This window comes from Clostridium tunisiense TJ, assembly GCF_000300195.1.
Taxonomy (GTDB): domain Bacteria; phylum Bacillota; class Clostridia; order Clostridiales; family Clostridiaceae; genus Clostridium_J; species Clostridium_J tunisiense.
This window is the reverse complement of sequence record NZ_AMQH01000002.1, coordinates 105,769-121,269: the sequence shown is the minus strand read 5'-3', so window position 1 is coordinate 121,269 and position 15,501 is coordinate 105,769. Positions and strand designations below refer to the sequence as shown.

Annotated in this window: 13 protein-coding genes; 12 read left to right on the top strand and 1 reads right to left on the bottom strand. The window is 31.0% G+C overall.

The features are described from left to right. The 7 genes from C661_RS0100670 to C661_RS0100640 are packed head-to-tail and all read left to right on the top strand — an operon-like array spanning position 1 to position 8,567. Positions 1 to 909: a hypothetical protein gene (locus C661_RS0100670; RefSeq protein WP_017413365.1), complete on the top strand. Its 909-nt coding sequence runs from the start codon at positions 1 to 3 to the stop codon at positions 907 to 909. Then, positions 896 to 2,602: a DUF2194 domain-containing protein gene (locus tag C661_RS0100665; protein ID WP_017413364.1), complete on the top strand. Its 1,707-nt coding sequence runs from the start codon at positions 896 to 898 to the stop codon at positions 2,600 to 2,602. Before C661_RS0100670 ends, C661_RS0100665 begins: the two co-directional genes overlap by 14 nt. 4 nt (positions 2,603 to 2,606) lie before the next feature. After that, entirely contained in the window at positions 2,607 to 4,037 is a 1,431-nt protein-coding gene (gene pelF / locus C661_RS0100660; RefSeq protein ID WP_017413363.1) for a GT4 family glycosyltransferase PelF, read from the top strand. Then, a complete protein-coding gene (gene pelG / locus C661_RS0100655; protein ID WP_017413362.1) occupies positions 4,025 to 5,404 on the top strand; it encodes an exopolysaccharide Pel transporter PelG in 1,380 nt (459 codons plus the stop codon). Before pelF ends, pelG begins: the two co-directional genes overlap by 13 nt. A 27-nt stretch (positions 5,405 to 5,431) precedes the next feature. Then, positions 5,432 to 7,186, top strand: coding sequence for a CotH kinase family protein (locus C661_RS0100650; RefSeq protein ID WP_017413361.1), 1,755 nt, complete (start codon positions 5,432 to 5,434; stop codon positions 7,184 to 7,186). An 8-nt stretch (positions 7,187 to 7,194) separates the two neighbouring features. Then, positions 7,195 to 7,905: a polyphosphate polymerase domain-containing protein gene (locus tag C661_RS0100645; protein WP_017413360.1), complete on the top strand. Its 711-nt coding sequence runs from the start codon at positions 7,195 to 7,197 to the stop codon at positions 7,903 to 7,905. Continuing rightward, a complete protein-coding gene (locus C661_RS0100640; protein ID WP_017413359.1) occupies positions 7,902 to 8,567 on the top strand; it encodes a DUF4956 domain-containing protein in 666 nt (221 codons plus the stop codon). Before C661_RS0100645 ends, C661_RS0100640 begins: the two co-directional genes overlap by 4 nt. A gap of 68 nt (positions 8,568 to 8,635) precedes the next feature. Here the strand turns inward: C661_RS0100640 and C661_RS0100635 are convergent, their stop codons facing one another. After that, positions 8,636 to 9,397 carry an SDR family oxidoreductase gene (locus tag C661_RS0100635; RefSeq protein ID WP_017413358.1) on the bottom strand — a complete coding sequence of 254 codons (762 nt, stop codon included), beginning with the start codon at positions 9,395 to 9,397 and terminating at the stop codon, positions 8,636 to 8,638. Positions 9,398 to 9,656: 259 nt separating this feature from the next. Here C661_RS0100635 and C661_RS0100630 point away from each other — a divergent pair, with 259 nt between their 5' ends. The 5 genes from C661_RS0100630 to C661_RS0100610 all read left to right on the top strand — a co-directional run bounded on the left by C661_RS0100630 (position 9,657) and on the right by C661_RS0100610 (position 15,497). After that, on the top strand, positions 9,657 to 10,994 hold the full coding sequence (locus tag C661_RS0100630) for a helix-turn-helix domain-containing protein (protein ID WP_017413357.1): 1,338 nt from the start codon (positions 9,657 to 9,659) through the stop codon (positions 10,992 to 10,994). Positions 10,995 to 11,017: 23 nt separating this feature from the next. Then, complete coding sequence (locus tag C661_RS0100625) at positions 11,018 to 11,797, top strand: nucleotidyltransferase domain-containing protein (RefSeq protein ID WP_017413356.1); 780 nt, start codon at positions 11,018 to 11,020, stop codon at positions 11,795 to 11,797. A 285-nt stretch (positions 11,798 to 12,082) separates the two neighbouring features. After that, positions 12,083 to 13,207 (top strand): radical SAM protein, encoded by a 1,125-nt coding sequence (locus C661_RS0100620; protein ID WP_017413355.1) that lies wholly within the window; start codon positions 12,083 to 12,085, stop codon positions 13,205 to 13,207. Positions 13,208 to 13,482: 275 nt separating this feature from the next. Continuing rightward, entirely contained in the window at positions 13,483 to 14,298 is an 816-nt protein-coding gene (locus tag C661_RS22545; protein WP_017413354.1) for a GNAT family N-acetyltransferase, read from the top strand. A gap of 347 nt (positions 14,299 to 14,645) precedes the next feature. Continuing rightward, positions 14,646 to 15,497 carry a Rossmann-like and DUF2520 domain-containing protein gene (locus tag C661_RS0100610; RefSeq protein WP_242825958.1) on the top strand — a complete coding sequence of 284 codons (852 nt, stop codon included), beginning with the start codon at positions 14,646 to 14,648 and terminating at the stop codon, positions 15,495 to 15,497. The last annotated feature ends 4 nt before the right edge of the window (positions 15,498 to 15,501 follow it).

Below are 15,501 nucleotides of genomic sequence, written 5' to 3'. Positions count from 1 at the left end.
ATGGATAAGTTAATATTGATATTACTCCTTATAAATCTAATGATTTCTGTACTTTGGTTTATATTGAAACTAAAGAAGAAACAAGTTGCGTGGATGGCATTATTTTTTATTTGTCTTCCAGGTTTAGGATATTTAATTTATTATGTTCCAAGAATCTTAGAAAAATTTATTTATGAATATAAATATGATAGAGAATCCCTTGTAAAAAGATTTGATTTTGAAAGATCACAAGAAAGATCTTACTTACAGGGAGAATTAAATGTAGTACCTGTAGAAGATGCCATGGTAGTAAGCACTAATACAGAAAAAAGAACTCTTTTATTAAATCAGCTTAAGAAGGATATGTTTAACAATTATAGAGCTTTACTTGCAGCAGAAAATGATGAGGATTCTGAATCAGCTCACTATATAGCAGCTGCAAAAATGGAAGTGTATCGTATGCATCAACAAAGGTGGAATGAAGTGCTTGGAAGATATGAAGAGGATTGTAATTCTATAGATGTTTTTCATGAGATTATGGAAATACTTGAAGAGCTTATTGAAAGCCATGTACTTTCACTTAAAGAGAAAAAGTTATATAAGAAAAAGTACTGTGAAGTTTTGGAAGGTCAAATGGAAATTAAGGAAGGAATTATAGAAACTAAAGAATATAAAGCTTATCTTACTTATTTAATAGAAGATAAATCTTATGAAAAAGCTGAAAGGTTTTGGGTTAAAAATCATGAAGCAGCTAAGTGTGAAGAAAGTTATATGATGATACTTAAAATGCATTTTCAGTGTAAGGATAAAGAAAAATTTTATAGATGTATTCGTCAGCTAGAAGAAGATAAAGCAGTTAGACTTTCAGCAGCTGGACTCGAAAAGTTAAGATACTGGATTTCAAAGGGGGAAGAAGATGCTATCAGTTAAGAGGCTGTTATATGTAATTCTTCTTGTTATAACTGTAAGCAGTGTATTCATGATTTATAACATCAATGAGGAAAAAACAAAAAAAATTGAAATTTATAATAAAGCTGTAGAAGAAGAACCCTTAAGTAAAGAAATAAGCATATCTAAAGAAAATGAACCTAAATTTCTTATTACAGGAAGTAATAGTAAGGAAATTTATAAAGAGATATACAGAAATACATGTTTAATAATGTCAGATTTAAAACTTTCCTATGAAGAAAAAAATAAAATAGAAACTAAAGACTTAAATAAAAATACTGTTCTTATATTTTGTGATGACGTAGTTAGTAAATATATAGACTTAAAGACCTTGGGACAATTTATCATTGATGGTGGAAAAGCAATTTTTGCTGGTGGACTAGCAGAGGGAAATGAAGAATCATATTTATATCCTTTTTTAGGTATTAAGGAAAAAACTATTAAAGAAAACTATAACAAACTTAGCTTTGTAAAAGAATTATTCCCAATTCAATATGAAGAGATGAATTATGATGGATATAATGCTTCGACATGGCTATCAATAAAAAGTGATGCAGAGGTTTATGTAGAGGATGCCAATAAGAAAGTTCCAATTTTATATAGTTATGGCTATGAAAAAGGAAAATCTTTTCTAATTAATGGAATCTTTATGGCAGATATAAATTGCTCGGGAATATTAACAGGAGCTATTGGAGCTATAATGGATGATTTCATATATCCTATAGTTGGAGGCACAAGTGTGTTTTTGGATAACTTTCCAATGGTAACTTATATTAACGATAAAATATCCATGAAGTTATATGGTAGAAATACTGAAGCTTTTGTTAGGGATACTGTATGGCCAGTTTTTCTTGGAATTTCCTTAAGAGAAAACATTCCTTATACTTCCTCAGTATTAATTGAATCTTCCAAGGATAAAAGTTTTCCAGTTATTAATGATAGTTTGTTTAGCACAATAGGTAAATCAGCACTTCAATACCAGGGAGAGCTTGTTTATGGGTCTAACTGTGAGGATGAAAATAAAATTTTCTTAAATAAGGACTTTTTAGAAAGCTTTAATGAAGTTTTTCCAAGATATGATGTTAATGGACTAGTAATGATGTCTGATAAATTAAGCGAGAGTATCATAAATATACCTGATGTAAAAATAAAAAACATAAGGGGACATTTAGGTTCTAGTGAGAGTAATAGAAGATTTAATAGTAGCTCTTCCTACAGTGTATTTCCAGCAGCCACCTTTGGAAATACACTAGAGGAAGGCAATCTTCTTGAGATTACGTCAGTTATAGCTTCTTATGGAATGATATCTCATGTGTTTGATATTAATACATTAATAGCAGAAGATGAAAACATCCCATCTTGGGATAGATATAAAAAACAAATTGGATTATTTGAAGAAAAGGTATTAAAGCCAGCTTCTTATTTAGAGGGAAAAACTCTTTCACAGATGAGGAGCAAAGTTAAGAGTTATGTAAATATGGAGTTCGGGTGGAGAAAAGAAGGAAATCGCATTGAAATAGAATGTAGCAAATTTATAAATGGACAGACTTTCTTCTATAAGACAAATGGTGAAATTGAAAGTGCTGAAGGACTTTCTTTTAAAAGGATTGACAATGGATATTATCTTTTAAAGTTGGCAAATGAGCATGCAGTTATAGAGTTGAAAGAGAGGTAATGCTATGCGTATATGCATTATATGTGAAGGTTGTTATCCATATGTACCAGGGGGAGTTTCTAGCTGGATACAGATGCTTTGTAATCATTTTTCAGATATAGAATTTGTTATTTGGGCTATAGCAACTAATAAAAAAGAAATGTCAGAGTACAAATATAAAGTTCCAGACAATGTGAAAGAGATTTCTACAATTTATCTTGGTGAGGAGCAGTTTTCTCATAAATATAAAAAGGTTTCTTTATCAATAGATGAAAAGGAAACTTTAAAGAATCTTGTTGTTGGAGCAGCAAGTAAGATTCATTGGGAAAAAACTTTAAAATTTATGAAAAGGCATAGGAAGTATCTAACAGATGTTCTTATGAGTGAAGCTTTCTATGAAATCTGCCTTGAGGAATATGAAAGGCAGCAATCTAAGAAGATATTTCAGCATTTTCTTTGGAATATTCGTGGTATGTATTTTCCTCTTATGCATATTTTATCGGAAAATATACCTAAGGCAGATATGTATCATTGCGTATCTACAGGATATGCAGGAATACTTGGAAGTTGTGCCTCTTATGTAACAAAGAAGCCACTACTTATATCAGAACATGGAATCTATACACGGGAGAGGGAAGAAGATATCATTCGTTCTAATTGGGTGGAGGGAGATTTTAAAGAACTATGGATTGAGTTTTTTAAAAAACTTTCTTACATTGCATATAATCAAGCTGCTAATGTAACTAGTTTATTTGAAGTAAATAAAATGTTACAGATAGAGCTGGGATGCCCAGAAGAAAAAATTTGTATCATTCCTAATGGAATAAATCCTGAAGATTTCTTAAACTTAAAATCCTATAATAGGCTAGATATAAATAAATTTAATATAGCAGCTGTACTTCGAGTAGTACCTATTAAAGATGTAAAAACAATGATTCTAGCTTTTGATATTGTGAAGGAAAGGGTGCCAGAAGCTAAACTATATCTTATGGGAAACCGTGAAGAGAATCCAGAGTACTATGAGGAATGCAGAAAGATGATTGAAGACTTAAACATTGATGATATTGAGTTTTTAGGTCAGGTGAATGTTAAAGAGTATCTTCCAGAGATTAATCTTCTACTTTTATCTAGCATAAGTGAAGGACAGCCACTAGCTATTTTGGAAGCCATGGCTGCTGGAATACCAGTTGTGGCTACTAATGTTGGAGATTGCAAAGGGCTCTTAGAGGGTGAGGAAGGAGATAACCTTGGGAGAGCTGGAATAATTACCCCTGTAATGAGTAGTGAAGCTATGGCAGAAGCAATTATATATTGCATAAGACATCCAAAGGAAAGAAAAAGAATGAGCCTTGTTGGACAAAAAAGAGTAGAAACTTACTATAGAAAGGATGCATTTCTTAAAGAATATAGTAAAATGTATGAAAAATTAGGGGGTGGACATAAGTGGCAGGGATAGGATTTGAACTTAGAAAAATATATGAAAGAAAAACACTGGCAGCTAGTGTGTGGGGAAGTATCTACGCAACTATGACAACTATTGGACCTTCAGTATTATTTGCCATACTTTTATTAACATTAAAATTTCTCATGGATGGTTTTGGAATTGAAGAGTTAAGGAGTATGTTCTTTATTTCTTCTTTTACCTATATTTTTTTAGTTGCAATATTAGTATCTTCTTTATTCAACACTATATTATCTAGATATATTTCTGACTGTATTTTTGTAAAAAAAGAAGCTGATATTTGTGCATCTATGTTTGGTGTTCTTGCCATGGGAAGTATTGTATCAGGGATAATTACTTTTGCACTTTGTTTAGGAATGTATTTCAATGATAGAATCCCAATTGGATTTTTAATTGTATATTACTGGCTGGGAGTACTTGCCACAAACACCTACAATCTAATTACTTATGTATCAGCTTTAAAAGAGTACAAGGAAGTAACAATAAGTTATTTAATAAGTTTAGTTGTAACAATTCCAACATTTTTATTATTATATAAAGTATTTAATGTGGAAATTGTGTTTGCTGCTTATATAGCATTATCAATTGGATTTTTTCTTGCCAATATACTGCTTGTATATTGCTGTATAAAAGCTTTTGGTAAACCAAGTAATAACTATTTTTCTTTTCTATTATATTTCAAAAGGTTCCCTAAGTTAGTGCTAAGTGGATTTTCATATATGTTAGGATTTTATATTTCAACTATAATCTACTGGGTTTTCTCTGATATGAGTATTCAGGTTAGCATTTTCAGAACAGCTCCTGAGTATGATATGGCTATGTTTATGGCAATTGTTGTGAATATGCCTGCTTTAGTTATATTTGTAGTAAAAGTTGAAACAGAGTTTTTTGATAAATATGTGGCTTATCTTTCAGCATTAAACAATGGTGCTTATTCGATTATTGAAAAAGAAAGAGAGAATATGATTAATATTATAAGGCTACAATTGTTTTATGTTTATGAAGTTCAATTAATTATAGTAGTTGTACTTATATGCCTTGCCAATGTATTTTTTCCTTATTTAGGCATAAGTGCTCAATCTCTTAATATGTTTATGATTTTAAGTATGGGATTGTATTGTACCTTTTGCATGTATTTTACAGTTATTTTCCTTTACTACTTTGAAGACCATACCTTTGCAACCATAGGGCCTGTTATATTTTTAGTTTTAACAGCATCACTATCATTGATTTTTTCTGTCATTGGAAAGCCATTCTATACACTTCCTTTATTAATTGGAGGAATTATTGGATGGGTTATTACTTATGTTTTATTGAAGAAAAGATTAAAAAGTTTAAATATGTTTCTTTTATGCAAATAAAGGTAAAATCAATGGAGGTTAAAGAGTGTGAATAAATCTGATGAAAGTAATAATGGAATACTAGGGATAATTATATTAGTTGCAGTGATTTTATTTGGAATTTTATACTTTAAGGATATAACCCCCAAGGAAGAAGCAATTAAAACAGAAAAAACAAGCCTTGAGGAATGGAATATTGAGAGTAGCTCTATGAATGGTATTCCTATTAGAGAAGATAAGAGTATTTATTCTAATGACCCCAATACAAATATACATGATGTTTATATTAGTGTTTTTCCAACGAAGACCTTACACGGAGAAATCATTGATTTTTCTGCTTTTGGAATGCATGCATCAAGGGATCATACTTATAACCCAGAATTAAATTGTAATGTTCAAATTTTGAAGGAAGGAGAAACCTTAGATCCACTGACAAGCTTAGATAGTAAAAATGCTACAATTCGTGTCCGTGGTAACTCATCAAGGGGAAATACTTATAAGAGTTACAGAGTAAAGCTTGATGATGAGGCTGAAAGTTTTTTTGGACAAAGAAATCTCAATATTAATAAGCATTCTGTGGATATTACAAAGATTGCAACAAAACTTCAGACAGACCTATTATCTTCTGTTGATAATATTATAAGTTATAGAACTTATTTTATGAGGGTTTGGATTAGAGATACATCTGTGCCAAAGGATAAGCAAGAGTTTAAGTATTATGGGTTATATACTGAAATTGAACAACCTAATAAAACCTATCTAGAAGCTAGAGGTTTAAGTAGTAATGCATCTATGTATAAAGCGAGAGATTTTAGTTTTCAAAAAAGTGATGTGTTAAAAGATGTGGATGATCCTAATTACAATAAAGAAGCCTTTGAGACGGTACTTACTATTAGAGAAGCAAATAGTCATAAAAAGTTATTAGAGATGTTAGAGGCTGTTAATGATGAAAGTAGGGATTTTGGAGAAGTATTTAAGAAGTATTTTAATGAAGATAACTATTTAACTTGGTTAGCCTTTAACTTGCTTATGGGGAATAACGACATCATTAATCATAACTTTATTATTTATAACCCAGACAATTCTAACACATGGTATTTTGCACATTGGGACTTCGATGGTAGCCTTCGCTTTGGTGACCATGAAAGTAGTTTAATGAAGTTACCACCATCCTTAAAGGGAATTCAAAAGTTAAATCAGTCAGTATTGCATAGACGTTATTTTAAGTTAGAAGGAAGTATAGAAAAAATTAAAGGTAAGATGGATGAACTTTTAAAACATCAGGTTACTAGAGAGAAGGTTACTGAGCTAGTAAATAGCTATAAACCAGTTTTAGAGAAAACCATTACTCAGTATCCAGACATAGGGCTTCTAGATGAAATGAATCCTAAAGAGTATTCTCAGTATTTAGATAAACTATATGATGGTATTTTAAGCAATTATGAAGCTTTTAATGAAGCTATAAAATATCCATCACCAATGTATGTAGCACAGCCACAACAAAATGGAGACTCAGTTGTTTTAAGCTGGGAACCAGCTTATTCTTATGAAGGACTACCTGTAACCTATAATGTACAGATATTTACTGATTATAATATGGAAAGTAAAGTTCTAGAAGAAAAAAACATTGCTGAAACAAAATATACTTTAAATGATAGATTATCACCAGGAACATATTATCTAAGGGTAACAGCAGTAGATAATAAGGGGCGGGAACAGCTTAGTATGGAAAGATTTCAAACTAAGATTTTGGGGGTTGAAAGATACAATGTAAATGGTCTTTTAGAAATTGAGATTAAGTAGGTGGGTTAATGCAATACCAAGGACATACACTTAGACATGAAATGAAGTATTATATCAATAAAAGTGTTTATCATACCCTGAGAAATCGTCTTAAAACGGTGATTTTTACAGATTCTAATATGAAAAGGGAAGAGGGGTACTTAGTTAGCAGCTTATATTTTGATGATATGTATCAATCAGCCCTTGAAGAGAAACAATCAGGAATTAGGTTTAGAAAGAAGTTTAGAATTCGCTGTTATAATTTAGAAGATAACTATATAAGATTAGAATGTAAGAAAAAATATGATGAGTTCATATCAAAAATCAGTGCATCGCTTACCAGAGCTGAATATGACTGTATTTTAGCTGGCAATTATGAGCTTTTAGCACATAGAAAAGAGCAAGTATGTAAAGAACTTCTGGCATACAATAAAACGAGATTGATGAAGCCAGGGGTAGCAGTAGAATATATGCGTGAAGCCTATGTTCTACCTACTGGAAATGTAAGAATTACCTTTGATAAGGATATATCTTCATCTATAGGTAATTACGATATGTTTGCTAAAGACTATATAACAAGAAAAGTACTTAAAGAAGAAATTATGGTGATGGAAATAAAGTTTGATGATTTTTTACCAACCCATGTTATGAGTATTTTGAACACAGCAATGACAGATAAATGTGCTATATCAAAATATGTGATGTGTAGAGAAGAGAAGAGGAGGATACAACTTAGATGAATAATTTTTCTGATATATTTAAAAAGGGGTTTTTACAGGAAACAGGAAATCTCACTATAGGTGGATTCATCATGTCCATGTTAGCAGCTTTTATCTGTGGAATGATTGTTTATTTTGTCTATAGAAAATTTTTTAAAGGAGTTATCTATAACAACAATTTTAATATTTTACTTGTACTAACAAGTATGGTAACTTGCTTTATTGTTATTGTAATAAGCTCTAATGTAGTATTATCACTAGGTATGGTTGGTGCTCTTTCTATAGTACGTTACAGAACTGCTGTAAAAGATCCACTGGATGTGGGTTTCTTATTTTGGACAGTGGCTGTAGGGGTGACCTGTGGGGCTGGATTATATATAATTTCATTACTTGGAACTATTTTTATTGCTATAATTTATATTTTATTAGTAAATGTAAGAAGCAGAAAAAGAGTTTATATTTTAATTGTAAAATATGCAAATGAAGCTGGGAAAGCTGTCATGAGAGAAATTGAAGGTGTCAATAAAGTTTTAAAAAATAAGACAACCTCTAAGGGATATACTGAGCTTACCTATGAAGTACGCCTAAATGGTGATAATACAGCTTTTGTTACAACTCTTTCAGAAATTGATGGTGTAGAAAATGCAGTAATTGTGGAATTTACAGGAGATTATTTTGAATAGAACTGTAATAAGAAACAGTTCTATTCAAAATATAAGATATCCCTAATAATTAAAACCGATTTCAAGGGTTAACGAGCCAAGATTCCACCATCTACAGCCATTATGTGACCAGTGACAAAGGAAGCCTTAGAAGAACAAAGCCAAAGCACAGCTTCAGATACTTCTTCTGGTTGACCTATGCGTCCAAGTGGTTCAAGGTTGTTTACCCATTCAGTATAATTTTCTCTCATTGAAGCATCCTTATCTGTCATAGGAGTTTTGATTAATCCTGGAGAAATTCCATTTATTCTGATTTGTTTTCCCGCATATTCCATAGCTGCGCCTTGAGTAAGTCCAACTAAACTATGTTTGCTGGTAACATAAGCGATACATCCTGGGTAGCCTCTATGACCTGACAAGGAAATATTATTAACAATTGATCCTCCACCTGTTTTAAGCATTTCAATTATTTCATACTTCATGCAGTAGAAGGTTCCGTTTGTGTTAACACTCATTACGTTATTCCAATTTTCTATAGAGCATTCAGCAGTCCTTGCTACATCACCGTCTACTCCTGCGTTATTAAAGGCTATATCCATGCGTCCATATTTCTTTATTATTTGTTCAATCATATTTTTTACTTCCTCAGCAATAGAAACATCAGTGGGAATAAAATCAATATCCCATCCATTTTTCTTGCTCTCATCAACCACTGATTTACCTTTCTCGGAGTCTCTACCACAGATAATTACCTTTGCCCCTTCTTTTGCAAAAGCAAAAGCGGTTGCTTTCCCGATGCCGCTGTTACCACCAGTAACTAAAACAACCTTATCTTTAAATTCATTATACATAAAAATCCCCTCCCATTTTTGAATTGGAAAATATTATAAAATTATTATAGTTTAATGATATTATACTGTCAACAGAAAGAAATAAAAAAGTATAATATAATTATACAATATTGCATAGAAAATAGGAGTTACCTTTAACACTAAGTAGAAAATAATTAATAATAGTGCTTAATTTGCTAAAAAAGGATTGAAAGTTTAATTAAATTATACTAATATAATATTATAGATTAACATATCAGCAGAACAAGGAGCGAAAAGAATGAGTACAACAATAGGGAGAAAGATAAGGGAGCGACGTAAGGAACTTAAAATGACACAATCTGATTTAGCAGGAAGTGAAATGACTAAAAGTATGCTAAGTCACATTGAAACGGGCCATTCAAACCCTTCTATGAAGAATTTAGAGTATATTGCAAGGAAACTTGATATGCCAATAGCCTATTTACTTGAAGATGATGTAACAGACCATAGAAAACAGCAAGAAGAACAAATGCCTATGAACATAATACTTAGCGATTTGAATGATATTGATAAGTTTATAAAAGAAAAAGCTTATAAACTAGCTGAGAAAGACCTTGAGAAGCTTTTAAATTTGTACACTTTTAATGAGAAAAGCAAGATATATGCTGATGTAATTAACAGGTTAGGAGTTTCTAAGCTTAAGCTCCAAAAGGTTGAAGAGGGAAGAAAGCTTATAGAAAAATGCAGCAGTACATATATAAGCAATATGTTATATGTGGATGCTGCAAGAGCAAATATAAACTTATTAAAATTAGGTATTGAAAACTATGATTATAAGGATTGCTTAGAGATCTTGGATAAAATATACGAAATTTACAATAAATCTAGTACTAAAGATATATTTTTAGAAATTGAAATGTTAGTAATGCAGCCTGCGATACATTTTGCCTTAGGAAGTTATGAAAAGACAATAGAGGTGTGTAAAAAAGCAATTTCCTTATCCAGAGACAATAATCTTTACTACAGATTAGATGATGCTTACAGAATTTTAGCAATAACTTATATGTTACAGGGTGATTTTAATAACTTTGAGTTAAACTCTAATGAAGCTAGAAAATATGTGGAGTTTACAGGGAATAAATTAAACTTAGCCAAAATCTATCATAACTATGCTAAATGTGAAAACCAAAAGGGCAATCCAGTAGAAGCTATAAAATATTTAAATTTATTAGTGGATAATGCAGGAGATAAAACTTTTTACTATTATATAGAGTATGCAAAGGCACAATACTTAATGAGTAACTATAATGAGGCCCTTGAAGCTTTAATGGAAATAAACTACGAAGAAAAACCTAAATATCAAATGGATTGTATTTATATGATAACAGCAAAAGTATATAAAGGTTTGTGCTATTGTAAGCTTTATGAATTAGAAAAAGCTATTTCAGAAATTGAGGAAGCTATAAAAGAAATTGAAGAATATATAAATACAGGGTATAAGGGCTTTGAATTGTACGCCCTAAAGGAATTATCTTTTGCTTACAGTAGTTTAAGTGAAGTTTATTCTCTAAAAGGGGATTATGAGAAGGCTTACATCCTATTAAAAGAGTCTAATAAAGTAAGTAAAGGCCATTAGAATATAAAATAGGGGGAATTATCATGGGAGAGAAAATCTTAGGAAGAGAAGAAATTTTAAAGGCTATTGCAGAGGCATTAAAGCCTTTAGATTATGTATATGGAATGTGGCAATGTGGTTCTTCAGCCTTTAAAAGGGTAGATCAATGGTCAGATATTGATATAGTGGTTGATGCTGATGATGATAAAGTAAGAGCTGTATTTCCAATCATAGATAAAGCACTAGAAGCTTTAGCACCTATAGAAATAAGTTATGAGTGTCCTCAACCTATGTCCGAGGGAGCTTATCAAAAGGTTTATAAGCTGGAGGGAATAAGTAGGTTTATGGTGATAGAAGTATGTGTTGTAAAACACAGTGGTTCTGAAAAGTTCCTTCAAAGAGAAATACATGGGGAGGTTTTAGTTCACTTTGATAAAGAAAATTTAACAGAAATAAAACCTATTGACGAAGAAAAATTTTATGCTCAGTTAAACACAAGATTAGAAAATGTAGAAAAACTTTTTAATATATATCAATTTTTAATTGAAAAAGAAATTAATAGGGATAATCGAATAGAGGCCTTAGCCTTTTATAATAACTTTACTTTAAGCCCTTTGGTAGAGGTTTTAAGAATGAAGTATAATCCCTATAGGTATAATTTTAAATCAAGGTATGTGTATTATGATTTACCTAAGAAAGTAGTAAAGAAGCTGGAGGAGCTTTACTTTATTACTGGTATTGAAGACTTAAGCTTAAAGCACAAGGAGGCTATAAGATGGTTTAACAGCACTGTGGCTGAGCTTAGGGAGGCTAAGAGAAGTTAGTATAAGCTATTATTATATGAATTTCACCTGCTATGCTTAGCCTATATAATTGAAACCCATGACAGTTTTGTCCTGGGTTTTTACTAATGGGTTGAATTTTTTATAGACTTATCAATATGGGTTTATATTCTTAGTTTTTTTAAATATAAAAAGTGTTATAATTAATTGAACTTTTATGAGTTATGTTTCCTTATACAATATATGTGGAGACAGTAATTTCATTAATAAGTGTAGCAAGAAGACTTAAATTGAGTCTTCAGGAGGATAATTAGAGGAGGATACATTATGAAAATTTCAAAGAAAGATGCGTTATTATGGTTTGAATTTTTTTCAATGTTGCCTGAAGAAGAGGAACTGATGACAAAACAAAAAGAAATCATTTACTCTACCTTTGCGCAAATTGAGGAAGCCATTGATCATAGAAATGATAAATTAATGTCAGAAATTAAAGGCTTAAAAACTTTGAAGAATAGAACTTATTTTGTAGGAAATGAAAGTAAATTTCCAAAGGGGTGTGGTTCTTGTCTAATGGGTACTGGCTTAAGTGCAATTAGAAAAACCAATAAATGTAACATTGAGTGTAAGTTCTGTTACAATTATGGAGAACTAGATGATATTCCTCCAGTTGGTGAAGGTATGTGGGAAATTGGTGGTACAAAATTTTATGAGAAAGATATTGATTTGCTTCTTTCTACCTACAAGAAACCTACTGGTATTTCCTATGTTTATTTAGAGCCATTCATGGAAATCGAAAAATACTATTCCGTAATAAAGAAGTTTAAGGATGCAGGGATTCATCAACATTTATATACAAATGGAATTTTAGCTACAGAGGAGACCTTAAAAGCATTAGGAGAAGCTGGCCTTGACGAGATACGTTTCAACTTAGGTGCTTCTAAGTGTTCAGACAAGGTTATTGAAAACATTGGAATAGCAAAGAAATATATTAAAAACGTAGGAATTGAAACTCCAATGACTCCTGAGTTTTTCGAAGTATTCTTTAAGAAAAAGCAAGCGATTTTAGATACAAACCTTGATTTTATCAATTGTGCAGAATTACATTTAAATGAGAATAACATAGACAATTACTATGGAGAAAACATGTATATCGCTAGACACGGTTATATATCTCCAACTTGGAGTAGAGAATTAACTCTAAAGTTTATGAAAATAGCTGATGAAGAAAAATGGGATTTAGTAGTTCATGATTGCTCAAACCATACAAAATTTGCTAGAGATTTAAACTTGAGCAGCAAAGAAGGTAAATGGTTTGGAGCTAGTAGTTATGGCTGCGAGTTTCCAAAGATGCCATACGAAGCATTTTTACCAATACTACGTGATGACAGTTTCAAATTTTTAAGTGAAGAAGAATTGCCAGATGGATATAAACCAGGAGAACTTATTTTTTAGAAAGCCTTTCATGCAAACCTCCAAACTGATGTTAAATAAACCATCAGTTTGGAGGGTTTCCCTATATATTTCTAAATTTACTATAAAATATCCTTTCAATAATAACTGCTTATCTGAATATCTTGAATTTCTACGAGTGAAGTCTTTATATTTTCCAATAATAAGCTTTGCTCTTTTCTTTTTTTTGTACTAATGGATTTCATAGTATATACTATTCATAAAGCCTAATACAAAATATTCCAAAATAGTTAGTTTTAAGTTAGGGGGAGAATATCATGTATAAAATAGATAGTGATTTTGAAATAGTAAAAAAAATATTTAATTCAAGTAGTAAGAACTTTGTTTTTCAGTCAATTATTGAAGGAAATACACCAGGAGAAATATACTTGAATAGATTGATAAATCCTGAGTTATATGTAATTTTTGATAAAGGTAATTTTGTAATATATGTTGGTGGCGATACTACTGCGCATGAAGAATATACTCGGTGCATCGAATATATTAAAGAATATATTTTAACTGAAGACTTGAAAAAAGAATTCTATGACTATATTAAAATTTCCTATACATCAGATTTATGGAAAAATGCACTACTAGATGTATTTTATGATTTAAAAGTTTACCAAGATAAGAGAGCTTTGTATAAATATGATATAGCAAATATTCAATATAAAACTCCAGAAAGTTCCTCATATGAAGTTAAACCTATTAATGAAGAAGTGCTTAAGGATAGTAGACTAGAGAATTTTGAATTATTAAAAGAAGAGATATTAGGAATGTGGGGGAGTATTGAGGGGTTTATTAAAAATGGGTTTGGATATTGTGCTGTTGATGGCAGAAAATTAATATCATGGTGTACTGCTGAACTTGTAAGTAGAAATCACTGTGGAATAGGCATTGAGACTATTGAAGAACAGCAAAGGAAAGGTGTTGGAGCAGTTCTAGCTGTAAACTTTCTTAAGGAATGTGCTACAAGAAATCTAGAACCTTATTGGGATAGTTGGACCAGGAATTTAGGTTCTGTTAAAATAGCCGAGAAGGTTGGATTTTATAAAGTTGAAGAATATGATGTGCTTATAGTTGAATTTTAGATAGTGTAATACAAAATATTATTGGGAAGTCAAGGTTTATATACTCACATAAACCTTGCTTCTTTTTATTTATAACTCTATTGAGTGACTTGGAAGAAGTGCTATAAAATTATTTTTAAACATAATTTACCCCTCCTCAATTAGCAGTATAATACAATCCAATTTGCAAAATTCCGAAATTTTTCCAAATAATCCTTGTGGATTTAGTGAAATATAATTTCTTTACACTATATAACAGTTATGTTAAATTTGTTTTATGGGTAGCATCGGAAGAGCTGCACCAGACTTTGAGGTTAATTATTTTAAGGTATATATTTCATTTCAGGTATCATCATTATTTAAAAGAGGTGATATCTATTAGAATTGGTTTTATTGGTGCTGGAAAGGTTGGTTTTTCCCTGGGCAAGTATTTTGCTGAGAAGGGATTAGAGGTTTCTGGATATTACAGTAAAAATCCGGATTCTTCAAAGGAAGCTTCAGTATTTATAGGTACGAGGCATTTCTTAAGTATAGGTGATTTAATAAATCATAGTGATATTTTATTTATAACTACACCTGACGATGAAATATATAACATTTGGTTAAAAATTAAAGAATTTAATATTCGGGGGAAGGCTATTTGTCATACCAGCGGTTCCCTTTCTTCAAACATTTTTTCTCATATTGAAAAGTCTGATGCATATGCTTATTCCATTCATCCCATATTTCCCGTTTCACATAAATATGAAAGTTATAAGTCTCTTAAGGAGGCTTGGTTCACAATTGAAGGTCATGAAAAATATATGAAGGAGCTTATAGGGATTTTTAAGTCTTTAGGCAATAATATCCTTCCTATAAAAACTCAGGATAAAGCTCTTTATCACTTAGCTTCTGTAACAGTAAGCAATATTTTTTGCGGACTTATTAGTAGAGCCAGTGGATATTTAAAGGAGTATGGCTTTGAGGAAAAAGAGGCAATTGAAGCTTTATATCCTCTTATAAACTACAACATAAACAATATACGTAGTTTAGGCTTAACTGAGGCTTTGACTGGTCCTATAGAAAGAGGAGACCTTAATACTATTAAAAACCATGTCAACTCAATGCCTGCAGAGCACATATCTGCCTATAAGGATTTATCAAAGGAAATACTGAGACTAGCTAAAGAAAAGAATCCAAACAGGGACTATGGTAAATTAGATGAATATTTGGGGGAATAGTTAA

Coding starts and splice junctions, on each gene's coding strand:
- C661_RS0100670 (WP_017413365.1), top strand. CDS start 1: ATGGATAAGTTAATATTGATATTACTCCTTATAAATCTAATGATTTCT.
- C661_RS0100665 (WP_017413364.1), top strand. CDS start 896: ATGCTATCAGTTAAGAGGCTGTTATATGTAATTCTTCTTGTTATAACT.
- pelF (WP_017413363.1), top strand. CDS start 2,607: ATGCGTATATGCATTATATGTGAAGGTTGTTATCCATATGTACCAGGG.
- C661_RS0100645 (WP_017413360.1), top strand. CDS start 7,195: ATGCAATACCAAGGACATACACTTAGACATGAAATGAAGTATTATATC.
- C661_RS0100640 (WP_017413359.1), top strand. CDS start 7,902: ATGAATAATTTTTCTGATATATTTAAAAAGGGGTTTTTACAGGAAACA.
- C661_RS0100635 (WP_017413358.1), bottom strand. CDS start 9,397: ATGTATAATGAATTTAAAGATAAGGTTGTTTTAGTTACTGGTGGTAAC.
- C661_RS0100630 (WP_017413357.1), top strand. CDS start 9,657: ATGAGTACAACAATAGGGAGAAAGATAAGGGAGCGACGTAAGGAACTT.
- C661_RS0100625 (WP_017413356.1), top strand. CDS start 11,018: ATGGGAGAGAAAATCTTAGGAAGAGAAGAAATTTTAAAGGCTATTGCA.
- C661_RS0100620 (WP_017413355.1), top strand. CDS start 12,083: ATGAAAATTTCAAAGAAAGATGCGTTATTATGGTTTGAATTTTTTTCA.
- C661_RS22545 (WP_017413354.1), top strand. CDS start 13,483: ATGTATAAAATAGATAGTGATTTTGAAATAGTAAAAAAAATATTTAAT.